Annotated in this window: 19 protein-coding genes (1 of these 19 running past the window's edge); 16 read left to right on the forward strand and 3 right to left on the reverse strand. The window is 72.6% G+C overall.

The features are described from left to right. Together DN069_RS25770 and DN069_RS25775 are read left to right on the forward strand one after the other, a co-directional pair. Window positions 1-496: RHS repeat-associated core domain-containing protein (locus DN069_RS25770; RefSeq protein ID WP_243639710.1), on the forward strand; the 496-nt coding region annotated here is incomplete at its 5' end. Window positions 497-508: 12 nt separating this feature from the next. Then, a complete protein-coding gene (locus DN069_RS25775) occupies window positions 509-1,021 on the forward strand; it encodes a hypothetical protein (RefSeq protein WP_111504758.1) in 513 nt (170 codons plus the stop codon). 7 nt (window positions 1,022-1,028) lie between these two features. On the opposite strand, the gene DN069_RS25780 is transcribed toward DN069_RS25775, so the two are convergent. Further along, a complete protein-coding gene (locus tag DN069_RS25780) occupies window positions 1,029-1,409 on the reverse strand; it encodes a cupin domain-containing protein (RefSeq protein WP_111504760.1) in 381 nt (126 codons plus the stop codon). Window positions 1,410-1,500: 91 nt separating this feature from the next. On the opposite strand from DN069_RS25780, the gene DN069_RS25785 reads away from it, so the two are divergent. The 11 genes from DN069_RS25785 to DN069_RS25835 all read left to right on the forward strand — a co-directional run bounded on the left by DN069_RS25785 (window position 1,501) and on the right by DN069_RS25835 (window position 15,108). After that, a complete protein-coding gene (locus tag DN069_RS25785) occupies window positions 1,501-1,956 on the forward strand; it encodes a MarR family winged helix-turn-helix transcriptional regulator (protein ID WP_111504762.1) in 456 nt (151 codons plus the stop codon). Between the two features lie 171 nt (window positions 1,957-2,127). Further along, a complete protein-coding gene (locus DN069_RS25790) occupies window positions 2,128-3,507 on the forward strand; it encodes a hypothetical protein (protein WP_243639712.1) in 1,380 nt (459 codons plus the stop codon). Window positions 3,508-3,520: 13 nt separating this feature from the next. Then, on the forward strand, window positions 3,521-4,477 hold the full coding sequence (locus tag DN069_RS25795; protein ID WP_111504764.1) for a glutamate ABC transporter substrate-binding protein: 957 nt from the start codon (window positions 3,521-3,523) through the stop codon (window positions 4,475-4,477). A 144-nt stretch (window positions 4,478-4,621) separates the two neighbouring features. Next, complete coding sequence (locus DN069_RS25800) at window positions 4,622-5,917, forward strand: hypothetical protein (RefSeq protein WP_111504786.1); 1,296 nt, start codon at window positions 4,622-4,624, stop codon at window positions 5,915-5,917. A gap of 92 nt (window positions 5,918-6,009) precedes the next feature. Next, a complete protein-coding gene (locus DN069_RS25805) occupies window positions 6,010-8,655 on the forward strand; it encodes a serine/threonine-protein kinase (RefSeq protein ID WP_111504766.1) in 2,646 nt (881 codons plus the stop codon). Further along, on the forward strand, window positions 8,652-10,178 hold the full coding sequence (locus DN069_RS25810) for a PP2C family protein-serine/threonine phosphatase (RefSeq protein ID WP_341538502.1): 1,527 nt from the start codon (window positions 8,652-8,654) through the stop codon (window positions 10,176-10,178). Before DN069_RS25805 ends, DN069_RS25810 begins: the two co-directional genes overlap by 4 nt. A gap of 2 nt (window positions 10,179-10,180) precedes the next feature. Further along, the gene (locus DN069_RS25815; RefSeq protein ID WP_111504768.1) at window positions 10,181-11,524 is read left to right on the forward strand and encodes a vWA domain-containing protein; all 1,344 of its coding nucleotides are present in this window, start codon (window positions 10,181-10,183) and stop codon (window positions 11,522-11,524) included. A gap of 69 nt (window positions 11,525-11,593) precedes the next feature. Further along, the gene (locus tag DN069_RS25820; RefSeq protein WP_111504770.1) at window positions 11,594-12,628 is read left to right on the forward strand and encodes an FHA domain-containing protein; all 1,035 of its coding nucleotides are present in this window, start codon (window positions 11,594-11,596) and stop codon (window positions 12,626-12,628) included. 37 nt (window positions 12,629-12,665) lie between these two features. Continuing rightward, entirely contained in the window at window positions 12,666-13,583 is a 918-nt protein-coding gene (locus DN069_RS25825) for an ABC transporter ATP-binding protein (protein ID WP_111504772.1), read from the forward strand. Between the two features lie 13 nt (window positions 13,584-13,596). Continuing rightward, window positions 13,597-14,664, forward strand: coding sequence for an ABC transporter permease (locus DN069_RS25830; RefSeq protein ID WP_111504774.1), 1,068 nt, complete (start codon window positions 13,597-13,599; stop codon window positions 14,662-14,664). 42 nt (window positions 14,665-14,706) lie between these two features. Further along, window positions 14,707-15,108, forward strand: coding sequence for a globin (locus tag DN069_RS25835; RefSeq protein ID WP_111504776.1), 402 nt, complete (start codon window positions 14,707-14,709; stop codon window positions 15,106-15,108). Between the two features lie 31 nt (window positions 15,109-15,139). Here DN069_RS25835 and DN069_RS25840 read toward each other — a convergent pair whose 3' ends face one another. Then, window positions 15,140-16,297 carry a dihydrofolate reductase family protein gene (locus tag DN069_RS25840; RefSeq protein WP_111504778.1) on the reverse strand — a complete coding sequence of 386 codons (1,158 nt, stop codon included), beginning with the start codon at window positions 16,295-16,297 and terminating at the stop codon, window positions 15,140-15,142. Window positions 16,298-16,597: 300 nt separating this feature from the next. Between DN069_RS25840 and DN069_RS25845 the strand changes: the two genes are divergently transcribed. From DN069_RS25845 to DN069_RS25855, 3 genes are read left to right on the forward strand one after another with little or no spacing between them, the layout of a single operon-like run. After that, complete coding sequence (locus DN069_RS25845) at window positions 16,598-19,957, forward strand: efflux RND transporter permease subunit (RefSeq protein ID WP_111504780.1); 3,360 nt, start codon at window positions 16,598-16,600, stop codon at window positions 19,955-19,957. Next, window positions 19,957-20,418, forward strand: a complete 462-nt coding sequence (locus DN069_RS25850) for an efflux RND transporter periplasmic adaptor subunit (RefSeq protein ID WP_111504782.1) — start codon at window positions 19,957-19,959, stop codon at window positions 20,416-20,418. The genes DN069_RS25845 and DN069_RS25850 overlap by 1 nt, the downstream gene beginning before the upstream one ends. After that, window positions 20,415-23,642 (forward strand): efflux RND transporter permease subunit, encoded by a 3,228-nt coding sequence (locus DN069_RS25855; RefSeq protein ID WP_207892264.1) that lies wholly within the window; start codon window positions 20,415-20,417, stop codon window positions 23,640-23,642. Before DN069_RS25850 ends, DN069_RS25855 begins: the two co-directional genes overlap by 4 nt. Before the next feature lie 12 nt (window positions 23,643-23,654). Here the strand turns inward: DN069_RS25855 and DN069_RS25860 are convergent, their stop codons facing one another. After that, window positions 23,655-24,191, reverse strand: the 3' portion of a protein-coding gene (locus DN069_RS25860; protein WP_111504792.1) for a TetR/AcrR family transcriptional regulator. It continues 51 nt past the right edge of the window; 537 of the gene's 588 nt are visible here — the last part of the coding sequence; the start codon falls outside the window, past its right edge — the gene reads right to left on this strand; its stop codon occupies window positions 23,655-23,657.

Here is a 24,191-nt window from a genome sequence, read left to right on the forward strand (position 1 = left end):
CTGGCCCACCAGCAGTGCCGCCTACACCCCGCTGCGCTTCCCCGGCCAGTACTTCGACCCCGAAACCCGCCTCCACTACAACCTCCACCGCCACTACGACCCCGAAACCGCCCGCTACACCTCCCCCGACCCACTCGGCCTCACCCCGGCCCCCAACCCGGACGCCTACGTCGACAACCCGCACACGTGGTCCGATCCGCTCGGCCTCTCCCCGCACCCGGCCGACGGTCAGGCCAAGAGAAGTCGCGCTCAGGATCTGCAGCCGGACGAGAACGCCCAGGGCAGTCACACGGTGTTCGAGCATGACGAAAACGGGCGTGTCACGCGCTATCAGACCTGGATCCACGAGCCCAGGAGCCCGAACGGTTGGATCAAGGGGCCTCGATTCCGCGGAACCGGGAAGGCCCATTCCGGAATCGAGCCTCCGCTGTACTATCCGAAGGGCGGCGGACTGGGAATATCGGCGACAGGCGAGAACCTGCCCCGAGGCTACTGAAGAGGAACCGGAATGCCCGAACGTCAGGATCCCGTCGCGGTGCTGCAGTCGGCCCACCCGGAGGTGTCCGCCGAGAGCGGGCCGGAGTGGCTCGCCGAGGTCGGCGGGGTGATCGAGGCGATCCCGTACCGGTGGTTGTACTGGCCGGAGATCGTCCAGGTGCGCGGCGCCGTCTTCGTCGACCTGCACGGAGCGGGACGGGACACCTACGACGCACGGCTCGCGTCGGCCGTGGAGTCCGGGCACCCGGACCGGGGCGGGGAAGCGTGGACCGCTCTGGTCGACAGCTTCAACTACTTCGAGGTCTCGGAGATCTTCCGGCGCTGGGGAGGGCCGCAGGCGTCCCTGGAGGACAGCCAACTCGCGCTGGCCGAACTGCTCCTGGAACCCTGGCGAGCGCGCCTGGCACAGGCGGCGCCCGACAGGAGGTTCCGGGTCGCCGTCGCGGAGCCCACGCCGGAGCTCGGTGTGTGCGTCGAGGTGCGGCAGACCTCTCCCGCGCTCACTCCCCCGGCCGGCTGGTAGCCGACCGTCAGAGGCCGTTCGCCCACGGCGGGCGGATGCGCGTGCCGTCGGACATGACCGCCTCCAGGCCGAGGGAGGTGGTGGTCCAGATGTGGGCCTGGGCGTCGGAGACGTTGTCGACGCGGAGGGTGCTGCCCGCGTTCACGATCAGGACGTCGCCGGCCGTGAGGTCGTGGACCTCGGAGTCGAGGGTGAAACGGAGGGTGCCCGAGAGGAGGTGGAGGATCTCCTCGCGGGTGACGGTGTGGGCCTGGCCCGGGGTGTGCGGCGGGATCTCCCCGCGCCAGGCGGCGAGTTCCTTGGTGCCGGTGGTGGGGTTGGCGTAGGAGACGAAACGGACGCCGTGGAGCTCGTGGACGGTGGCCTCGTCGTGGCGGATCACTGGCATGGCAGGGACGACCTTTCTTGAGCTTTACACAGATGGACAAGCAGCTTGTCTATATCGACAAGCTACTTGTCCATCGCGGTAAGGTCAACCCATGTCGGAACCAGCAGCCCAGCAGCCCCTCGCCTTCGCCGCGCTCGTGCTCGCGCTCGCCGGAGAGCTCGTGCAGGGCGTCCACGAGCGCGTCGTCGCGGCCGGGTTCGACGACCTGCGGCCCGCGCACGGCTTCGCCTTCGCGCGGATCTCGCACGGCGGCGCCACCACCGCGGAGCTCGCCGAGCACCTCGGGGTGACCAAGCAGGCATCCGCACAGCTCGTGGACGAGCTGGTGCGGAAGGGATATGTGGAGCGCACGCCGCATCCTGGCGACGCCCGGGCCCGGCTGCTGCGGCTGAGCGAGCGGGGCTGGGCCTGCACCCGCGCCGCCGACGCCGCCGCGGTCGCGGCGGTCGCGCCGTACCAGGAGGCGCTCGGGGCGGAGCGGTTCGCCGCGCTGGTGCGCGATCTGGGGGCCTTGGACCCGAAAGGTCCCATCCGTCCTGCTTGGTGACATCGGATCGACAGCTTTGTCACCGCCCGTGTCACAGCTCTGCCGCGATTCCCCAAGATCGCGGCATCCCTGGTGTGCCATGTCGTACCGGGCGGCCATACTTCTTCCGACAAGACTGCTCCGAGCGACACCGCTCCGGGAGTGCGCAGCACGGGGGAAGGAGCGCGCAGCATGGCTTCACCGGCCACGACAGGACCGGTCACCAGGCAACCGGCCGGGCCACGCGGGGACGTGCCACGACAGGCCGCGCCGCGGGCGGGGGCCGGGGGCACCGGGGGGCTGAGCTCCCGGCTGACCGGCACGCCGCCGCGCCGGCTGCAGACCACGTCCGTGCTGCTCGCCCTGCTGGCCCTGCTCTTCGGCGTGCTGACCGTCTGGCAGGTGAGCTCGCGCTCCACCGCGGCCGACAACGTCATCAACCACAGCCAGCCGCTGAGCAACGACGCGGCGAAGATCTTCCGCTCGCTCGCCGACGCCGACACCACCGCCGCCACCGGCTTCCTCCAGGCCGGTCAGGAGACGGCGGCGGTCCGCACGCAGTACAGCGACGACATCGCTACCGCCTCCCAACTGCTCACCCAGGCCGCCGCCCAGAGCGGCTCGGACGACCCGGGCCAGCAGTGGATCACCAAGCTCAACGCCCAGCTGCCCACCTACGCGGGCCTGGTCGAGACGGCCAAGGCCGACGACCGGCAGGGCATCCCGCTCGGCGGCGCCTACCTGCGCTTCGCCTCCGCGCAGATGCAGAACCAGATGCTGGACGAGGCGCAGAGCCTCTACCAGGCCGAGAGCAGCCGGCTGGACAACGACTACGCCGACGCCCGCTCGCTGCCCTGGGCCGCACTCGGCCTCGGCGTCGTGCTGCTGGCGCTGCTGGTGCGCGCGCAGATCCGGCTGTTCCACCGCACCAACCGGGTGTTCAACCTCGGTCTGGTCTTCGCCACCGCCTGCGCGACGGTCGCGCTGCTGTGGCTGGGGGTCGGTCAGAGCATCTCCGCCTCCTACCTGTCCGACAGTGACAGCAAGGGCGCCGCACCGCTCCAGATGCTGAACCAGGCCGAGATCGAGGCGCTGAAGTGCCGCGCCGCGGAGAACCTCAACCTGGTGGCCCGCGGCTCGACCACCGCGTACGAGACAGCGTGGGACGCCGAGAGCAAGAAGCTGGCCGGCGCGGGTGGCTACCTCGCCCAGGCCCAGCAGATGACCTCGGGCGACGCCGCGGCCCAGGGCGAGGTGAACGCCGCGGTGGCGTCCTTCCACACCTGGCAGTCCCGGCACGACGTCGCCCACACCGCGAACCAGGGCGGCGACTACGGCACCGCGGTGTCCGACACCATCGGCAGCGGCTCCGGCACCATCGACGCGGCCTTCACCTCGCTCAACAGCAGCCTGTCCGCGGCGGCGGCCAACGAGCAGGCGCAGTTCACCAGCCTCGCCGACAGCGCCCGCAGCGCCACCTCGCTGCTCGCGCCGGGCGCGGGCGTGCTGACGGTCCTCGCCGCGGCCGGCGTGGTGGTCGGCGTCAACCGGCGTGTGGCCGAGTACCGGTAGGGGGAGAGCAGAGATGAAGACCTTTGGCTGGTTGCGGCGACCGGGCGTCTGGGCGGTGACGTCCGCGCTGCTGCTCGGCGGGTTCGCCTTCGCCGGCAGCTCCGCGGCCGAGACGAACACCGCGCCGACGCGGCAGGCGGGCGTGCAGATCGTGCGCGCGCCGGGCGACAGCGGCGGCTGCGACCTGCAGGCCACGGTCGCGCCGAGCACCTCCGAGTCCGGGCTGGACGTCCAGCGCATCATCGCGCGCGGCAAGCTCGTCGCCGGCATCGACACCAACAGCTACCTGTGGGGGTTCCGCGACCCCAACTCCGGTGACATCCAGGGCTTCGACATCGACCTGGTGAGGGCGCTCGCCACGGCGATCCTGGGCGACCCGAGCAAGGTGACCCTGCTCGCCGTGCCGACCGACCAGCGCATCCCGGCGCTGCAGAGCGGCCTGGTCGACGTCGTGGTGCGCACCTTCACCCACAACTGCGACCGGGAGAAGCAGGTCTCCTTCTCCGCCGACTACTTCCAGACCGGGCAGCAGATCCTGGTCCCGAAGAACTCCCAGGTCACCGGGCTGAACTCGAGCATCCAGGGCCGGCGGATCTGCACCGCCAAGGGCTCCACCGCCGAGGCGCTGCTGCAGACCAGCCAGTACAAGTCCCAGGAGGTCCCGGTCGAGAACCAGCTGGACTGCCTGGTGCTGATGCAGCTCGGCCAGGTCGACGCGACCATCACCGACGGCGCGCTGGCGGCCGGCCTGAACGCGCAGGACAAGTCGCTGAAGATCGTGCCGGGCACGTTGGACACCGAGTTCTACGCGGTTGCGGTCAAGCTAGGCGCCACCGACCTGGCGGCCCGGATCAACGCGGTGCTGCAGTCCTACATCTCCGGTGGGGACTGGCAGCGCAGCTACCAGAAGTGGATCCGTCCCACCACCGGACAGGACGGAGCCCCGCCCACCGCCCACTACACGCGCTGACCGCGTCAAGGTTGCAACAAGGTCCGCCCCCGGGCATTCCGCCCGGAGCCGGATCTGAGAGTCTGCCACTCGACGGCGCGACCGTCGGCACGACCACCAGGGAGACAAGCAAGCATGGCGTTGACCGGACCGTACGGTCCCGTGATGAGCCGCGAGGAGGTGGACCGTACCCTCAAGGGGCTCGGCGACGAGCGCGAGGCCGTCGAATCCTCCCTGCTGGCCTTGCAGGACCACCCGGGCCGACGCCTGCTGGAGGGCGCCCAGCTGACCGGCCGCACCAACGAGCTCTGGGCCGCGGCCGAGCCCGGTCTGCAGCTGATGTGGACCCTCTTCGACACCTACTCCGAGGCGCTGGCCGCCGCCCGCGCGGTGCGTTCGCGGCGCAGCCGGCCCACCCAGTCCGAGCTGATCGAGCTGACCGAGCTGCTGCGCGGCAAGGGCGTCACCGTGGCCGGCAGCCAACTGCCCGGCGGCGGGCCCTCGCTGACCGGTGGTGCGCGGCTGAGCGAGCAGGTCAGCCTGCGCGAGCTGGTCGACCGGATGAACGAGTGGTACGCCCGGATCATGGAGGTCGCCTCCGCGGCCGACGCGGTCTGGTCGGCGCTGCCGGCCCGGATCGACCTGCTGCTGGCCGAGCTCGGCCGGGTGCAGGCGCTGGCCCGCTCCGTCGGCGTGCTGCCGGGCGAACATCCGGCGGGCGACGCGCTGGAGGAGCTCGGTCAGGAGCTCGGCGCGCTGCGCGGCGAGGTGGTCTCCGACCCGCTCGCCTTCTGGATACCGCGCCCCGTCGGCGCCCCCGCGCCCGGGCGCGCACCCGTCGGCGGCAGTGTGGAGACCGGCCGCTACGACCGCGCCGAGCGCGCGGTGGAGGACATCCGGCTCGAACTGACCGATCTGGTGCGGCTGCGGGACGACGCGGACGAGCGGCTGGAGCGCGTCGGCGAGACGCTGGCCCGCGCCGACGCCACGCTGGCCGAGGCGCGCCGCGCCCGCGGCGAGGTGCTGGCGAAGATCGCCGCCACCGAGGTGCCGACGGTGCCCGGGCCGGCCAGCGCGATGCGCGAGCGGCTGGCCCAGGCCGAGCAGTTGCGCCGGCACGGCCGCTGGTCCCAACTCGGCCCGCTGCTGGACACCCTGGAGGCGGCCTCCGAGCGGGAGTTGGAGCGGGCCCGGGAGTCGCTTACCTCGGTCACCGCGCCGCTCGCGGTCCGCGCGGAACTGCGCGGGCGCCTGGACGCGTACAAGGCCATGGCGGCCCGGCTCGGTGCCGCCGAGGACCCGGAACTGATCGAACGTTACGACCAGGCCCGGCGGATGCTCTGGAGCGCCCCCTGCGACCTGCGCGCCGCGGAGTACGCGGTGGTGCGCTACCAGCAGGGCCTGCGCGCGGTCCAGCAGCAGACGGCGGGACCGGTCGACGGACGCCCCTACGGTGCCTGAGCGCCGTCGGGGGGAAGCATCATGACAGGGCAACTGGAACAGGCTCAGCAACTGACGACCATTGCGGCACGGGCCGCAGGGGGATGGCGGGGATGAACGCGGTACCGTGCACACGGCCGGACTGCACCGGCACGGGAGTCATCGACGCGGACGGCTACTGCACCGAGTGCGGGCTCGCCCCGCTCCCGGCGGCGTCGCGCGCCGGAACCGGGCAGGCGGGCAGCGGGCAGGCGGGCGGCGGGACAGCCGGTGCCCGCACCGGTCAGGCCGTCGCGGCGGCGCCGAGCGGGCCGGGCGCGCCCTGCGTGCGCCCCGACTGCACCGGCACCGGCGTCATCGACGCCGACGGCTACTGCACCGAGTGCGGGCTCGCCCCGCTCCCGGTCGCGTCCGTACCGGCGCAGCAGGGCCCCGGCGGCAGCGGCTCGACCTCCCGCTCCACCTCCACCTCGCGCAGTTCGCGCAGCTCCCGCACCATGTCGGGGCGTTCGCGCTCGCTGCGGACGGGCCGCAGCGGCTCGGTCTCGGTGCGCACCACCAGCCGGGGCAGCCGCAGCCAGCGCGGCGCGCTGGGCGCGGGCCTGGTCGCGGTGCCGCCGGTGCCGAAGGAGGACCCGCGCTCCAAGGTGCTGGCCGACCCCGAGGTGGCCGAGCGCAAGCGCTACTGCAGCAAGTGCGAGGCGCCGGTCGGCCGCACCAAGAACGGCGTGGCGGGCCGCACCGAGGGCTTCTGCACCAACTGCGGTACGGCGTACTCGTTCACGCCCAAGCTGTTCGCCGGCGACCTGGTCGGCGGCCAGTACGAGGTGGTCGGCTGCCTGGCCCACGGCGGTCTGGGCTGGATCTACCTCGGCATCGACCGGCGCGTCAACGACCGCTGGATCGTGCTGAAGGGCCTGCTGGACACCGGCGACGAGGAGGCCCTGGCGGTCGCCATCGCCGAGCGCCGCTACCTGGCCGAGGTGGACCACCCGAACCTGGTCCGCATCATCAACTTCGTCGAGCACCCGGACCCGCGCAAGGGCACCCGGGACGGCTACATCGTCATGGAGTACGTCGGCGGCAAGTCCCTCAAGGACATCGCCGACGCGCGCCGCCAGGCGGACGGGCGGCGCGAGCCGCTGCCCGTCGAGCAGGCCATCGCCTACGCCCTCGAAGCCCTGCCGGCTCTCGGCTACCTGCACCAACGCGGGCTGATCTACTGCGACTTCAAGCTGGACAACGTGATCCAGTCCGAGGACCAGCTGAAGATCATCGACATGGGCGCGGTGCGCCGCCAGGACGACGACGGCGCCATCTTCGGCACCATCGGCTACCAGGCTCCCGAGATCGCCACCGAGGGCGTCTCCCCCGCCTCCGACCTCTACACCGTGGCCCGCGCGCTCGCGGTGATGACCTTCGACTTCCAGGGCTACTCCACGGTCTACCGGGACTCGCTGCCCGGCCCGGAGGAGGTCGAGGTCTTCAACCAGTACGAGTCCTACTACCGCCTGCTGGTCCGCGCGACCGACCCGGACGCGGGCCGGCGCTTCTCCTCCGCCCAGGAGATGGCCGAGCAGCTGACCGGCGTGCTGCGCGAGATCCTGGCGCTGCAGGACGGCCGGGCGCGCCCCGCGCTGTCGACGCTGTTCGGTCCGGAACTGCGGGTCGTCGACACCGAGTTGCTCCACGCCGACCTGGAGGAGCCGCCCGCGTCCACGCGCGGCGGCCGCCGCCGGCAGTCCGTGGCGCCCTCGCCCGGCAACCCCGTCATCACCCTGCCGAACGGCACCGTCACCGTCCCGCGGGTGCTGCCGCTGGACACCCGGGCGGCCGCGCTGGCCCTGCCGGTCCCGCGGATCGACCCGGGCGACCCGAACGCCGGCTTCCTCGCCTCGCTGATGGCCACCTCACCCGACGAGGTGCTCACCGCCCTCGGCACCGCGCCGGTCAACTCCGTCGAGCTGCGGCTGCGCGGCCTGCGCGCGCTGATCGAGAAGGGCGACCTGGTCGCCGTCCAGGAGGCGCTGACCCAGCTGGGCACGGACGCCGCCGACGACTGGCGGGTCGTCTGGTACCGGGGCCTGGCGGCGCTCGCCGCGTCCGCGGTCCCCGGCGGCCCCGAGTCCGGGGCGGCGCTGCGCGCGGCGGCCGAGTCCTTCGACGCGATCTACGACGCGTTCCCCGGCGAGGCCGCGCCCAAGCTGGCGCTCGGCGTCTGCGCGGAGGCGCTCGGCGAGCGCGAGGACGCCGCGGAGTTCTACCGCCTGGTGTGGACGACGGACCGGTCGTACGTGAGCGCGGCGTTCGGCCTGGCGCGGGTGCTGCTCGCGACCGGCGACCGGCCGGGCGCGGTGGGCGCGCTGGAGTCGGTGCCCGAGGCGTCCACGCACTACGTCGCGGCGCGCGTCGCGTCGGTGCGGGCGCGGCTGCGCGAGCGCGCCCCGCAGGAAGCCTTGCGGCTCGACCTGGACGCGGCCTCGGCCCAGTTGGGCGGGCTGGGTCTGGACGCGCGGCGGCGCGAGGAGCTGTCGGTCGAGGTGCTCGGCAAGGCGCTCGGGTGGGTCCTCGCGGGCCGCCCCGACGTCACCGGCGCGGCCGCGCCGATCACGCTGCTCGGCAGCCCCGCGGAGGAGCGCGCGCTGCGCTTCGCGCTGGAGGACTCCTACCGCAAGCTGGCCCGACTGGCCGAAAGTCCCGAACAACGGATCGCATGGGTCGAGCGGGCCAACCGCACGCGCCCGAGGACCTGGGTGTGAGCGAAAGCATGGATCAACTGACCCTCTCCTGCCCGAACTGCACGCAGCCGGTCGGCGAGTCCGACCGCTACTGCGAGGTGTGCGGCATCGACCTCTCCGCCGCCCGCGCCGCCTCCGCCGACCCCCGCTCGGCCGCGCCGAGCCCCACCCCGGCCACGCCGGACGAGGACGACGACCTCGCCGACGACTACCACTTCGCCCTCGACGCCTTCGGCACCCCGGCCGGCCCCAGCTCGTCCCCTGCGGGCGGCCCGGCCGGTGCGAGCCCTGCGGGCGGCGTGATCGGCGCGGACTTTGGGACCGGCCCGGCCGGTGCCGCCGGCGGAGCCGGGATGGCCGGGGCGGGCCCTGCGGGCAGCACGCACGGCTCAGCTCCCGGCGTCGGCCAGGCTGCTGCCGGCGCCGCAGGCGCGCAGGGCGCGGCTGGGGCTGGGTCGGGGGCGACAGGGGACTTCGTGTTGGCGGCGCCGTTGCTTGCCACGGAGGTGGAGGGGCCCGAGGCGGCAGCCGTCAGCGTGCCGGATCCGTGGAGCAGTGTGGCGGTCGGGGACAGCCGGCTGTGCGTCGGGTGCGGCGCGCAGCGGATCGACACCGACGGCTACTGCGAGGCCTGCGGCCTCGCGCAGCCGCGGCCGAGGGATCATCAGGAGCGGTCACTGAACGGCGTCTGCGGGGTGAGCGACCGCGGGCACCGGCACCACCGGAACGAGGACGCCTTCGCCGTCGCGGCGACGTCCCGGCCGGACGGCAACTCCGCCGCCGTCGCCGTGGTCTGCGACGGCGTCTCCTCGGCGACCCGGCCCGATGACGCGTCGCAGGCCGCCGCCGACACCGCCAGCGAGACGCTGCTGGAGGCGCTGGAGTCCGGCGAGGTGCCGGAGACCGCGATGACGCAGGCGATCATGTCCGCGGCCGCCCGCGTGGACGCGCTGGCGACCGAGTACGAGCGCGAGCCCAGCCGCAACGCGCCCGCCTGCACCATCGTCAGCGCGGTGGTGACGGAGGGTCGGGTGACCATCGGGTGGGTCGGCGACAGCCGCGCCTACTGGTTCCCGGACGACCGCTCCGGCTCGCGCCGGCTGACCGTCGACGACTCCTGGGCCACCCGGATGGTCGAGGCGGGGCTGATGACGGAGGCGGAGGCCTTCGCCGATCCCCGCGCGCACGCGATCACCGGCTGGCTGGGCGCGGACGCGATCGAGGTCGAGCCGCACATCACGACCTTCGTCCCGGACGCCCCGGGCACGGTGCTCATCTGTTCGGACGGTCTGTGGAACTACGCCGAGGCCGCCGCCGACCTCGCGGCCGTCGTCCCGGCGGACGCGCGGACCAAGCCGCTGCAGGCCGCGCAGACGCTGGCGCGTTACGCCTGCGATCGGGGCGGGCACGACAACGTCACGGTCGCGCTGCTGCCGGTCGACCGCGTCGATCCGCCCGAGCCCACCATGCCGGACCACCCGCCGACTCTCGTAGGCGAGAGCCTCGATTCACCCACCATTCAGCTTCGCGAGGGGGAGAGCTGACCATGGCCAAGCTCACCAAGTCCAACTTCCCGCAGTTCTCCGTCGACATCTTCCAGAACGCGTACCTCGCGCAGGGGGCGAACGAGGTCAACGCGATCGTCACGGTCACCGCGACCGGCGGCGGCACCAGCGCGGCGCTGCCCGCCGCGGGCTACGGCAGCCCGCTGGACGGGCCGGACGCGGCCGTCGTCATCGCCGTGGACTGCTCGGGCTCGATGGACTACCCGCCGACCAAGATCCGCAACGCGCGGGAGGCGACGGCCGTCGCGATCGACTCCGTCCGCGACGGCGTCGCCTTCGCCGTGGTGGCGGGCACGCACGAGGCCAAGGAGGTCTACCCGGGCGCCGGGCAGCTGGCGATCTCCTCGCCGGGCACCCGCGAGGAGGCCAAGCAGTCGCTGCGCCGGCTCACCCCCGGCGGCGGCACCGCGATCGGCACCTGGCTGACCAAGGCCGACCAGATCTTCACCACCCGGCCCGACATCTCCATCCGTCACGCGATCCTGCTCACCGACGGCCGCAACGAGCACGAGCGCCCGGACCAGCTCCAGCACACCTTGGACCGGGTCCAGGGCCGGTTCACCGCGGACTGCCGCGGTGTCGGGACCGACTGGGAGGTCGCCGAGCTGCGCCGGATCTCCTCCGCGCTGCTCGGCTCGGTCGACATCGTCGCCGACCCCTCCGGCCTGGCCGAGGACTTCCGGGCGATGATGGAGAAGGCCATGGGCAAGGCCGTCGCCGACGTCGCGCTGCGCGTCTGGACGCCGGCCAACGCGCAGGTGAAGTTCGTCAAGCAGGTCGCCCCCGTCGTCGAGGACCTGAGCGGCCGTCGGGTCGACGCGGGCCCGCGCGCGGGCGACTACCCGACCGGCTCCTGGGGGGGCGAGAGCCGCGACTACCACGTCTGCATCGAGGTGCCGCCGGCGGGCGTCGGCGACGAGATGCTGGCCGGCCGGATCAGCCTGGTCGTGCCGCAGCCGGACGGGACCACCGAGGTGCTCTCCCAGGGTCTGGTCAAGGCCGTGTGGACGGACGACCTCAACGCCTCCACCAAGATCAACCCGCAGGTCGCGCACTACACCGGGCAGGCCGAGCTCGCCGGCGCCATCCAAGAAGGTCTCGACGCCCACCGCCGCGGCGACCTCGACACGGCAACGTCGAAGCTGGGCAAGGCCGTTCAGCTGGCCGCCGAGTCCGGCAACGAGGACACGTTCAAGCTGTTGTCCAAGGTGGTGGACGTGGTCGACGCGAAGGAAGGTACCGTTCGCTTCCGTAAGAACGTGAGCGAGGAGGACTCGATGACCCTCGAGACACGCTCCACGAAGACCGTCAGGGTGAAGAAGTAGCGGGTCCGCCCCGCTGCATTCGAACGCGCTGCCGACCGACGCCCAGCCAGCCCGAGGGGGGCTTGCACGATGCCGATCTGCCCGAACGGCCACACCTCGCAGACCACCGACTACTGCGACTACTGCGGTGCGCCCATGACCGCGCAGCCGCAGCAGCCGGCCGCGGGTCAGCCGTGGCAGCAGCACGCGCCGTCCGCGCCCGCGCCCGCCACGCCGACGGCCGGGCTGCCGGTCTGCCCGATCTGCGCGACGCCGCGCACGGGCCGGTACTGCGAGGAGTGCGGCTACGACTGGGACCTGGCCCCGGCGGCGGCCGGGCAGGGCGCGGCGCCCGTGCCGGCTCCGTCTTCGGTCCCGGGTCAGCAGCCGATGGGCCAGCCCGGCATGGGTCAGCCCGGCATGGGCCAGCAGCCGATGCCGGCGCCCGCGCCGCAGCCGCAGTACGGGCAGCCGGGCCAGGCCCCGCAGGGCCTGGGGCAGCCGCAGCCGGCGCCGGCGGAGCCGGTCTCCGGGCCGGTCGTCAACGGCGGCGGGTACGCCTCGTACATCACCGGGGACACCAACGGCGGCAACACCGAGTACATGCTGGCCCCGCCCTCGCAGGGCGGCCCGGCCGGCGCGGCGCCCGCCCAGGACCCCTTCGGTCCCCCGTCGTCCTCCGTGGGGCAGCCGCAGCAGGGCGCACCCGGCTACCGGGGCACCTGGATCGCCGTGGTCACCGCCGACCGCGACTACTTCCAGGACATGATGGCCAGAAGCGGCCCGGAGGCGTCCGGACTCTACTTCCCGCCCTACTCCCCGGAGCGCCGGGTCCCGATGACCGGTCAGGGGCAGCTCCGCATCGGCCGCCGCAGCCACCAGCGCGGCACCGTGCCGGAGATCGACCTGTCGATCGCCCCGGAGGACCCGGGCGCCTCGCACAACCACGCGCTGCTCCAGGAGCAGCCGGGCGGCAGCTGGGTGGTGATCGACCAGGACTCCACCAACGGCACCTCGCTGAACGGGAGCCCGGACCCGCTGCCCGCGTTCACGCCGGTGGAGCTCAAGAACGGCGACCGGATCCACGTCGGCGCGTGGACCACCATCACGGTGCACTGCGCCTGACCGACCACGCAGGACCCGACACCGAACGGGGGGAACGGTGACAGGGGACGACAACGCGGCGATCACCGCCGACGGCCTGCGCAAGCGCTACGGCGCGGTACAGGCCGTCGACGGTGTCTCGCTCTCCGTCCGACGCGGCGAGTTCTTCGGTCTGCTCGGCCCGAACGGGGCCGGCAAGACCACCACACTGGAGATCCTGGAGGGTCTGCGCGAGCCCGACGAGGGCACCGCGACGCTGCTGGGCGAGCGCCCGTGGCCACGCAACCCGCGGCTGCTGCCGCGGATCGGCGTGCAACTCCAGGCCTCCGCCTTCTTCGAGCGGCTGACGGCCCGGGAGCAGCTGGCGACCTTCGCCTCGCTCTACGGCGTCGGCCTGCGCCGGGCCGAGGAGATGCTGGCCCGGGTGGGCCTGACCGAGTTCGCGGGCACCCAGGCCGAGAAGCTGTCGGGTGGCCAGGCCCAGCGACTCTCCATCGCCTGCGCGCTGGTCCACGAACCCGAGCTGGTCTTCCTCGACGAGCCGACCACGGGTCTGGACCCCCAGGCCCGGCGCAACCTCTGGGACCTGCTGCGCGAGATCAACGCCGACGGCCGGACCGTGGTGCTGACGACGCACTACCTGGACGAGGCCGAGATCCTCTGCGACCGCGTCGCCGTCATGGACCACGGCAGGCTGCTGCGCACCGGCGCGCCCGCCGCGCTGATCCGCGAGCTGGACGCGCCGACCCGGATCAGCGTCCCGTCGGGCGCGCTGAGCGCGGACGAGGCGCGCACCCGGCTGGGCAAGGCCGTGGAGGTCGCCGACGACGGCGTCTCACTGGTTCTCGCCACCCGCTCCCCCGCGCCCGTCCTCGCCCTGCTCGGCGAGCGCGGCGCGCTGCACGGTCTCGAGGTGCGCGGCGGCACGCTCGAGGACGTCTTCCTCCACCTCACCGGACGGGCGTTTCGGGAATGATCGGAGTCCGGGAATGAAGGCCTTCCTCTCGCTCTCCCGCGCGCTGATGGTCAGCAACTTCCGCGACCGCACCTGGCTCTTCTTCACGGTGCTGTTCCCGCTGATGTTCCTGCTGCTCTTCGGCGTCCTGTTCAAGGGCGGCACGGCGGCGCACTCGACGGTGCTTCAGGTGGGCCCGGTCCGGGTGCTCGACTCGATGACCCCGGCCGAGCGTGCGCAGCTCGGCCGGAGCCTGACGGTCAAACGGGACGACGACCTGGCCGACGCGCTGCGCAGGGTCCGTGACGGCACGGACGACGGCGCGCTGCAGCAGTCCGGGTCCGGGCAGCTGCTGCTGCACTTCTCGGCGGGCGACCAGACGCGCGCCGCGACGGTCCAGGCGCTGGTCAACGCGGTGGTCCAGCAGGCGAACCAGAACGCGACCGGACGCCCGCCGGCCTGGTCGCTGACGACCGCTCAGGTCGAGGACCGGTCGACCAAGCCGATCCAGTACCTCACCCCCGGCCTGCTGGGCTGGGCGATCGCCACCTCGGGCACCTTCTCCGCGGCGCTGACGCTGGTGGCCTGGCGCCGCAAGCGAATCCTGCGGCGGCTGCGGCTGGCCCCCGTCGGCCTGGCCGGGGTGATCGCCGCGCCCACGGCGGTGACACTGCTGGTGGCGCTGGTGCAGACCGCCGTCTTCCTCGCGGTGGCGACGCTGCCGTACTACGGCCTCAGACTGACCGGGGACTGGTGGCTGGCGGTGCCGCTGGTCCTGAGCGGTTCGCTCTGCTTCATGTCCATCGGCCTGCTCGCCGGCTCCTTCGCCAAGACGGAGAACGCCGCCCAGAGCGCGGCGCAGTTGATCGTGCTGCCGATGGCCTTCCTCTCCGGGGCCTTCTTCCCGCTCGACTTCGCCCCCGGCTGGGTCCGCGGCATCGCCCAGGTGATGCCGCTGCACCATCTCGCGACGGCGATGCAGGACGTGCTGAGCCGGGGCAAGGGCGTGGACGCGGCGCTGCCGACGATCGGCGGGCTGCTGGCGGTCGCGGTGGTGCTGTGCGCGGTCTCGCTCCGGCTCTTCCGGTGGGACGACGCCTGATATCCGGGGTGGGCGGCTTCCCCGGTCTGAGAGGATGGACGCGTGGACCAGATCAAGCGAGGAACCCTGCAGACCCAGACCTTCTACGAGCGGGTCGGCGGCGAGCCGACCTTCCGCCGCCTGGTCCACCGCTTCTACGAGGGCGTGGCCACGGACCCCGAGCTCCGCGCCATGTACCCGGAGGAGGACCTCGGCCCGGCCGAGGAGCGGCTCACCCTCTTCATGATCCAGTACTGGGGCGGCCCGCGCACCTACAGCGACGAGCGGGGCCACCCCCGCCTGCGCATGCGGCATGCGCCGTTCAAGGTCGACCAGGCCGCGCACGACGCGTGGCTGCGCCACATGCGCGACGCGGTGGACGTGCTGGAGCTGGACGCGGAGGACGAGACCGAGCTCTGGGAGTACCTCGTCTACGCCGCGCGCCACATGATCAATTCTGACTGAGTCAGTTGCACTGTTCAGGGGCGCGGGGAACTCAAACCAAGTGGGCATTCACAGCCCGGGCCTCTTCCGCCAGGGTCGGGGTTTCCAGGACCGTCGCGCCCGCTGCCTCCAGCAGCTCGACGCCCTGGCAGTCCGCGACGAACAGCGCCGGTTCGCGCCACGCCAGGACCACGCGGCCGATCCCCGCGGAGCGGATGAGCTCGGCGCACGGGGAGGGGCGGGAGGCGCGGACCGAGCAGGGTTCCAGCGTGGAGTAGATGGTCGCCGTGCGCAGGCGGGGATCCCCCGCCGCGAGCTTGGCGAGCGCGGACTCCTCGGCGTGGACCTTGTCGTCGCCGCCCTCGCGGGAGAAGCCGCGGGCCAGCTCCGTGCCGTCGGCGGCGACGATGACCGCGCCGACGGAGTACGCGGTCTCCGACGGCGGGCACTGCCGGGAGAGGTCGATCGCGACACGCATCCAGCGCAGGTCCGCGTCCGTCAGGCGTGACGCGTCGGACCGCCGCGCGGCGTAGCGCAGGACGACGAGGTCGCCGAGCGGGTCGGCGCCGAGGAGGGTCATCCGGTGCGCGGCGTCCTGCGGGAACGGCAGGCCGACCGGCGGGGCGAAGCGCGGGGCTGCGGCGTCGCCGACGAAGAACGGGGCGACGGCCAGCTGGATCTCGTCGACCAGACCCGCCGTCAGAAAGAGCGAGTGGATAGCGCCGCCGCCCTCCACCATGAGCCGGCGCACGCCCCGCGCGCCCAGCTCGTCGAGCACGCGCGCGGGATCCAGCTCCGCGCCCGTCCCGACGACCTCCGCCACCCCGCCCAGTGACTCCCGCAGGGCGGGCACCGCGGCGTCCGGAGCGAGGACCAGCTTCGCCCCGCCGCTCCCCCACAGGCGCAGCTCGGCGGAGAGGCCGCCGCGTCCGACGAGGGCGACCTTCAGCGGGTGCGCGGGCAGGCCGCGGGCCACGCGCGCCGCGCGCCGACCAGCGTCGCGGACCTCGAGCCGGGGGTCGTCCGCCCGCAGCGTTCCCGCGCCGACCAGGATCGCGTCGCTCTCGGCGCGCAGCGCGTCGACCCGGTCGAAGTCCTCCGGCGAGGAGAGCAGCAGGCGCTCCGGCGTGGCGTCGTCGATGTGCCCGTCGACGGACATCGCGGCGCTGATCAGCACGGAGGGACGTGCGGGCTGGGGTTCGAGGCTCATGAACGACTCCAACGATTGTGTCCGTCCCGATATGCCTTGGCGTCTTGGCAGAGCACTGACCGTAGTGACACACTCACTTCACGTCACCTACACGCAACCTGGGGACCACGCTCCGCATTCTTGCGACGACCGTCCGCATTCAGCCGATCGTGGGTAGTTGTGTTAGACGACTTTCGTACTGGGGGAGAGAAAACGGCATCCATCGCCAAGAACGCCTACGTCGCGCACGAATGACGTGCGTTCCGACTTGACGTCAGCTGGAGCCGCCGTGGGGGGAACCGAGATCGGGGGGAAGCACTCGTGCGTTGGCTGATCACGTCCTGCCTGCGCCTGGCCGCCGCCGTCGTCGTCGCCGCACTCGTGGTGATGGGGCTGGGCATCGGGTCACTGAGAAACGCCGCCGTGAACACCCTGCCGGAGTTCCTTCCGACGCAGGTGGAGATCCAGACCGAGGCGATCGGGTTGTCCACCAACGAGGTGGAACAGCTGATCACCGTCCCGATGGAGGACGAGCTCAACGGCATCGCCTTCCTGGACCACCTCCGCTCCCGCTCGCTGCCCGGGCTCTCCGACATCGAGCTGACCTTCAAGCCCGGCACCGACATCTACCAGGCCCGGCAGCTGGTCCAGGAGCGGGTCACCCAGGGCCCGGCCGTCGTCAACGTCGGCACGCCGCCGGTGATGGTGCAGCCCCTGTCCGCCGAGTCGCGGGCGCTGATGGTGGGGATCTCCTCCACCAGCGTCAACCCCATCAACCTGTCCACCCTGGCCCGCTGGCGGATCCGCCCGCGGCTGCTCGCGGTGCCGGGCGTCGCCAACGTCACCATCTGGGGCCAGCGGGACCAGCAGCTCCAGGTCCTGGTCGACCCGGCCCAGATGCACGCCAAGGGCGTGACGCTGACTCAGGTGATCAACACCGCCGGTGACGCGATGTGGACCTCACCGCTCTCCTTCGTCGAGGCCTCCTCCCCCGGCGCGGACGGCTTCATCGACACCCCCAACCAGCGCCTCTCGGTGCAGCACCTGCTGCCGATCTCCACCCCGCAGGACCTGGCCAGGGTCCCGGTCGAGGTCGACACCGGCGCCAGCAAGCTGAAGCTCGGCGACGTGGCCCAGGTTGTCGAGGACCATCCGGCGCTGCGCGGCGACGCCGTGCTGACCTCCCAGGCCGGGGACGGCACCGGCTTCCTGATGGTGGTCCAGAAGTTCCCCGGCGCCGACTCGCTCGCCGTGGACCGCGGCGTCCGGCAGGCCATGGCCGAGCTCGCGCCCGGCCTGTCGGGTGTCAAGGTCGACATGAACGTCTACCGGCCCGCGAACTACCTGGACGCGGCGCTCGCCAACCTCGGCTGGGCGTCCCTGGCCGGGCTGGTGCTGCTGGTCGTCTGGCTCGGGGTGGCCTGGCGCTCCTGGCGGGTGGCCCTGGTCGGGCTGGTGGCCGTCGCGCTGCCGATGATCACCGCCGCCTGGGTGCTGGAACTGCGCGGCGCCACCTTCGACTGGTTCACCCTGGCCGGCCTCGCCGTCGCCCTGGCCGTCGTCGTGGACGACGCCGTCTCGGCGGTCGCGGCGGTCCAGCGCGGCCTCGACCGGCCCCCTGGCGGGAGCGGGGACGGGACCGGCGACGCGGCCGGGGACGGGAGCGGCCGGGAGGGCCGCGCCGCCGCGCTCACCGAGGCGCTGCTCGGCGTGCGCCGCCCGCTCGGCTGGGCGCTGGCCGTACTGTTGCTCGCCGGCGTCCCCCTGCTGCTCGTCCCGGGCAGCAACGGCGCGCTGACCCGGCCGATGCTCTTCTCCTACGCGCTCACCATGGTCGCCGCGACCGCCGTCGCCCTGACCGTCACCCCGGCGCTCGCACTCCTGCTGCTGCGCCGCTCGCCCGAGGGCCGCACCGTCCCGCCCGTCGCGCGTGGGATCGAGGCCGGCTACGACCGGCTCGCCGCCGTCTTCGCGCGGCGCCGCGCGCCCGCGCTGGTCCTGGCCGGCGTGCTGACCCTGGCCGCGCTCGCGATCGTGCCGCAGTTCGGCGACGGCGGCCTGATCCCCACCCCGCAGGACCGCAACCTGGTCGTGCAGTGGAGCGCCGCTCCAGGCACCTCGCTGCCCGCCATGCGGCAGACCACCGAGGCGGCCGGCTCCGATCTGCGCGCCGTGCCCGGCGTCACCAACGTGGCCAGCGACATCGGCCAGTCGCTGCTGGGCGACCAGATCGTCAACGTGGACTCCGCGCAGACCTGGCTCACCGTCTCCGGCGGTGCGGACCTGGCCCGCACCAAGACCGCGATCGACAAGGTCCTCGCCCGCTACCCGGCGCTGCACAGCCGGCTGCTGACGTACGCGCAGTCCGCGCTGGCCCAGGCCCCGCGCTCGGACACCGACCCGGGCGGCAGCGCGCCCCTGACGGTCCGTCTCTACGGCACCGACTGGGCGACCCTGACGGCCCGCGCCGACCAGCTGCGCTCCCTCGTCGACGGCATCGGCGGGGTCAGCGGCGCGACGGTCCACCAGCCCACGCAGGAACCCTCCATCCTGATCGACACCGACGTCGACAAGGCGGCCCAGTACGGCCTCAAGCCCGGCGACGTGCGCCGCGCGACCGCCGTGCTGATCTCCGGCATCCCGGTCGGCAGCTACTACCAGCAGCAGCAGATCTTCGACGTCGCGGTGTGGAGCGTCCCCGCGGTCCGCGACAACCTCGGCGACATCCAGAACCTGCTGCTGGACACCCCGAACGGCGGCCAGGTGCCGCTCAAGGACGTCGCCACGGTCAGCATCGCGCCCGCGCCGACGGAGGTCGACCACGAGCAGGCCTCCCGCTACCTCGACATCACCGCGCAGCTGCACGGCATCGACGCGAACACGGCGGTCTCCCGGGTCCAGGCGGCGGTGCGCGGCGTCGCCCTGCCGCTCGGTTACCACGCCGAGGTCTCCAGCGGCCTGGCCCAGCAGCAGGACGCGTCGCTGCAGATCATCCTGGTCGCCATCGGCTGCGCGCTCGGCACGCTGCTGCTCTTCCAGGCGGCGCTGAAGAGCTGGTCACGGGCGGGACTGCTGCTGCTGACGCTGCCGCTGTCCCTGGCCGGCGGCGCGCTCACCGCGTTCGCCGCGGGCCGCGAGCTGTCGGCCGGCACCCTGATCGGCTTCCTCGGCGTCCTCGCCCTCGCCGTCCGCGGCGGCCTCCGCGTGCTGCGGCGCACGCGCGAGCTGGAGCTCGGCGGCACGACGGCCGCCGCCGGGGCGGCCGCGCGGGAGGCGTCCTTCCCGCTCGTCGCCTCCGCGGTGGGGCTCATCCTCCTCGTCGTCCCGTTCACCGTCCGCGGTGACGTGGCCGGGCTGGAGCTGGTCCGCCCGCTCTCCTTCGTCCTCATCGGCGGCGCGGTGACGGCCACGGCCGTGACCCTCTTCCTCCTCCCTGCCTTCGCCGGCCGGGGCCCCGGCCCTTCGGAGGACGAGGCAGACCTCTTCCCCGACGACGGCGGCGAGCCGGCTGACGCCGGGGTGGAGGAGAACGGTCCGAGCGCGACGGCAGTTGCACCCCCGGGGGCGCGGGGCACTGCCGATATGCGGCTCCGCCGCGGGGCGCGAAAATCCCCCGGCCGAAGGCTGGGGGAGGAGCCGCAGATGTCAGAGCCTCCCGCCCCCAAGCGAGGCGCAGCCTGATGCGCGGGGCGCGCGGACTCGTCGTCGTGGTGGCCGGGGTGGTGGGGGTGGCCGTGCTCGCCGGGTGCGGGCCGAAGGACGACACGCCGAACGCCTACACCCCCGCGTCCCTCGCGCCGCTGCCCAGCGCGACGGCGACCCTGCCCGGGTACGGGCACGTGCGGAAGGTGGTGCTGACCCCCCTCGCGGAACAGCGGGTGCGGGTGCGCACGGTGACGGTCGCTCCGGGGGGAGGCGGCCAGACGCAGGTGCCGATCACGGCCGTGATCTACGACCCGGAGGGCGTCCCCTGGGTCTACGTCCCGGACGGCGGACACGCCTACACCCGGCACGCGATCACCGTCGCGCAGTACGTCGGCGAGACCGTCGACCTCAGCGCGGGGCCCGGCCCCGGCACGCAGGTGGTCGTCGTCGGCGCGGCCGAGCTCCTCGGCACCGAGTACGGAGTGGGGGAGGAATGATGCGCGCGCAGGCCAAGGGGCGCGGCGGCGTGATGCGTGCCATCGTCGCCTGGAGCCTCAACTTCCGGTTCCTGGTGGTCGCCGCCGCCGTCGCGATGATGACGATCGGGATCGCCAGCGTCCGCAGCACGCCCGTCGACGTCTTTCCCGAGTTCGCTCCCCCTCAGGTGGAGATCCAGACCGAGAGCCTGGGCCTGTCCACCTCGGACGTGGAGCAGCTGGTCACCGTGCCGCTGGAACTGGCGATGAACGGCATGCCCGGACTGAGCCAGATGCGGTCGACCTCGGTGCCGCAGCTCTCCTCCATCGTCATGGTCTTCTCGCCCACCACTGACCTGCTGCACGCCCGTCAGCTGGTGCAGGAACGGTTGACCACCGTCCGGCCGACGCTGCCGCGCTGGGCCAGCCCGCCGGTGATGCTGGCGCCGGTCTCCGCGACCGCGCGCGTGCTGCAGATCGGCATGACGGCCAGCGGCAACGGCCCGCACGGCAAGCCGCTGACACCGATGGAGCTGTCCCAGCTCGCCTACTGGAACGTCAAGCCGCGCCTGCTGCACGTCGACGGCGTGGCGGACGTGTCGATCTGGGACCAGCGCCCCGAGGCGTTCCAGGTCCAGGTGGACCCGAAGAAGATGGCCTCGCAGCAGGTCACTCTGGACAACGTGGAGCGGTCCACCGCCGACGCGCTGGACTCGGGCGCGCTGCAGTTCTCCACCGGCGCCGTCGTCGGCGCGGGCGGGTTCCTCGACGGCGGCGCCGCGCCCGGCCTCGGCGGCCAGCGGCTTCCGGTCGCCCACCAGCTGGCCGTGCAGAGCCCCGCCGACCTGGCCAAGATCCCGCTCGAGGACCAGGCCGCCCAGGGCAAGAAGGTGACGCTGGGCCAGATCGGCCAGGTCACCCAGGGCTACCAGCCGCTCATCGGCGACGCGATCATCAACGGCAAACCGGGCATCCTGCTGGTGGTCGAGAAGCTGCCCTGGGGCAACACGCTCAAGGTCACCTCGGCGGTGGACGACGCGATCAAGTCGCTCCAGCCCGGCCTGCAGGGCGTCTCCTTCGACTCGCACATCTTCCGGCCGGCCGACTTCATCGACGACTCCATCCACAACCTGCTGAGCTCGCTGCTGCTCGGGTTCCTGCTGGTCGTGGTGATCCTGGTGCTGTTCCTGTTCGAGTGGCGGGTGGCGCTGATCAGCCTGATCACCATCCCGCTCTCGCTGACCGCGGCGGTACTGGTGCTGCGCGCGGTCGGGGCGACCGTCAACACGATGGTGCTGGCCGGCCTGATCATCGCGCTCGGCGCGGTCGTCGACGACGCGATCATCGACGTCGAGAACATCCTGAGACGCCTGCGCATCGCCCGCCGCACCGGCAAGGACGGGGACAAGGCCAGCAGATCCACGGCCCGGATCATCCTCGGCGCCTCGCTGGAGGTCCGCAGCCCGATCGTCTACGCGACGCTGATCATCGTCGCGGCCGCGGTGCCGATCTTCCTGCTGCACGGCCTGACCGCCGCCTTCTTCCGGCCGCTGGCCTTCGCCTACACGCTCGCGATCCTGGCCTCGATGGCGGTGGCCCTCACCGTCACCCCGGCGCTGACGCTGATCCTGCTGCGTCGCGCGCCGCTCAAGCGGTTCCAGTCGCCGCTGGTGCGGGTGCTGCGCCGCTGGTACGAGCGGTTCCTGAACCGGATCGTGGCCCGGCCGACCGCCGCGTACGGCGTCTTCGCGGCCGTCGTGCTGTGCGGCGCGCTGATCGCGCCGCAGCTGGGGCAGTCGCTCTTCCCCACGTTCCAGCAGCGCGACCTGCTGATCCACTGGGACGCCATTCCGGGCACCTCCGACCAGGAGGTGCTGCGCACCACCACCCAGCTCGACGCCGAACTGCGGGCGATCCCCGGCGTCGAGGACTTCGGCGCGCACATCGGCCGCGCCCCGCAGGGCGAGGAGATCGTCGGCATCAACGCGGCCGAGGTCTGGCTGCACATCTCGCCGAACGTCGACTACAACAAGACGGTCCACGCGGTGCGCCAGGTCGTCAACAGCTACCCGGGCCTGTACCGGGACGTGGAGACCTACCTCAACGAGCGCATCGAGGAGGTGCTGAACGGCTCCAAGCAGGCCGTCACCGTCCGCGTCTACGGCCAGGACCTGGCCCAGATGCGCAGCACCGCGCAGTCCGTGCTCGGCCAGGTCTCCAGCGTGCCCGGGGTGGTCGACCCGCACATGGACCTCTCGGTCGACACCCCGCAGATCAACGTCGAGGTCGACCTGGCCAAGGCCGCCAAGTACGGCCTCAAGCCGGGTGACGTGCGCCGTCAGGCGGCGACGCTGGTGGCCGGCCAGGAGATGGGCAACGTCTTCGAGAACAACCAGGTCTACGGCGTCTACGTGTGGAGCATCCCGTCCGTGCGGGAGAACGCGGGCGCGATCGCCGCGCTGCCGCTGGACACCCCGAGCGGCGGCCACATCAAGCTGAGCGACGTGGCCAGCGTGAAGCTGGGCCCGGACCCCTATCTGATCACCCGTGAGGACAACTCCCGCTACATCGACGTCGGCGCGAACGTCGCCGAGGGACGGGACCTGTCCGCGGTGGTCAGTCAGATCCGCGCCAAGCTCGCCGCCAACGTCACGGTCCCGCAGGGCTCGCACTACGCGCTGCTGGGCGAGTACCAGGAGCGGCAGCAGGCGCAGCAGAGCCTGCTGACCACCGCCGCGCTGGCGGCCGTAGCGATCTTCCTGCTGCTGCAGCTTGCCTTCGGCTCCTGGCGGCTGGCCACGCTGCTCTTCGTCACCCTGCCGATGGCGCTGGTCGGCGGCCTGATCGCGGTCTGGTTCGGCGGGGCGGAGGTCACCATCGGGGCGCTGGTGGGGTTCTTCACGGTCTTCGGGATCGCCGCGAGAAACGGGATCCTGATGATCAATCACTGCCAGCATCTGGAAACCGAGGAGGGCATGGAGTTCGGCCCGGACCTCGTCGTCCGCGGCGCGAGCGAACGTCTGGCCCCGATCCTGATGACCTCGCTGGCGACCGGGCTCGCCCTGGTGCCGCTCGTCATCGCGGGGGACCAGCCGGGCCGCGAGATCGAGTACCCGCTGGCCGTCGTCATCCTCGGCGGCCTGGTGAGCTCCACCCTGCTCACGCTCTTCGTGGTGCCCTCGCTCTACCTGCGGTTCAGCCGGCGCAAGCCGCGCGAGCCGGAGACGCCGCTCATCGAGGCGTAGGGCGACGGCGGCTCAGCCCGGAACGGCGATCCCGTCCAGGACCATCGACAGGTACTGACGGGCGATCTGCTCCGGGCTGTGCCCGCCCCCCGGCCGGTACCAGGACGCGGCCACCCACACGGTGTCGCGCAGGAACCGGTAGGCCAGCCGCAGATCCAGATCCGCGCGGAAGGCCTGGGTGGAGACCCCGCGCTCCAGGGTCTCCAGCCACACCTGCTCGAACCGCGTCTGCGACGCGACCAGGAACGCGAACCGCGGCTGCGCGGAGAGCTGCCGGGCCTCCTTCTGGTAGATCGCCACCGCGTCACGGTGCCGGTCGATCTCCCGGAACGACTCCGTGACCAGCGCGGCCAGGGTCTCCTTCGGACTCAGCCGCGCGGCCAGGACCTCGTCGTAGCCGGCCCACAGCTCGTCCAGGAAGCCGGAGAGGATCTCCTCCAGCATCGACTCCTTGGAGTCGAAGTGGTAATAGAGGCTCCCGGCCAGCAGCCCCGCCTCGTCCGCGATCTTCCGCACCGTCGTGGCGTTGTAGCCCTGCTCGGCGAAGAC

It is taken from the genome of Streptacidiphilus pinicola (genome assembly GCF_003258295.1).
Taxonomy (GTDB): Bacteria; Actinomycetota; Actinomycetes; order Streptomycetales; family Streptomycetaceae; genus Streptacidiphilus; species Streptacidiphilus pinicola.

Bases quoted from the DNA above. Each gene is read 5' to 3' on its own strand.
- DN069_RS25775 (WP_111504758.1), top strand. From the start codon at position 509: ATGCCCGAACGTCAGGATCCCGTCGCGGTGCTGCAGTCGGCCCACCCG.
- DN069_RS25780 (WP_111504760.1), bottom strand. From the start codon at position 1,409: ATGCCAGTGATCCGCCACGACGAGGCCACCGTCCACGAGCTCCACGGC.
- DN069_RS25785 (WP_111504762.1), top strand. From the start codon at position 1,501: ATGTCGGAACCAGCAGCCCAGCAGCCCCTCGCCTTCGCCGCGCTCGTG.
- DN069_RS25790 (WP_243639712.1), top strand. From the start codon at position 2,128: ATGGCTTCACCGGCCACGACAGGACCGGTCACCAGGCAACCGGCCGGG.
- DN069_RS25795 (WP_111504764.1), top strand. From the start codon at position 3,521: ATGAAGACCTTTGGCTGGTTGCGGCGACCGGGCGTCTGGGCGGTGACG.
- DN069_RS25800 (WP_111504786.1), top strand. From the start codon at position 4,622: ATGAGCCGCGAGGAGGTGGACCGTACCCTCAAGGGGCTCGGCGACGAG.
- DN069_RS25805 (WP_111504766.1), top strand. From the start codon at position 6,010: ATGAACGCGGTACCGTGCACACGGCCGGACTGCACCGGCACGGGAGTC.
- DN069_RS25815 (WP_111504768.1), top strand. From the start codon at position 10,181: ATGGCCAAGCTCACCAAGTCCAACTTCCCGCAGTTCTCCGTCGACATC.
- DN069_RS25820 (WP_111504770.1), top strand. From the start codon at position 11,594: ATGCCGATCTGCCCGAACGGCCACACCTCGCAGACCACCGACTACTGC.
- DN069_RS25830 (WP_111504774.1), top strand. From the start codon at position 13,597: ATGAAGGCCTTCCTCTCGCTCTCCCGCGCGCTGATGGTCAGCAACTTC.
- DN069_RS25840 (WP_111504778.1), bottom strand. From the start codon at position 16,297: ATGAGCCTCGAACCCCAGCCCGCACGTCCCTCCGTGCTGATCAGCGCC.
- DN069_RS25850 (WP_111504782.1), top strand. From the start codon at position 19,957: ATGCGCGGGGCGCGCGGACTCGTCGTCGTGGTGGCCGGGGTGGTGGGG.
- DN069_RS25855 (WP_207892264.1), top strand. From the start codon at position 20,415: ATGATGCGCGCGCAGGCCAAGGGGCGCGGCGGCGTGATGCGTGCCATC.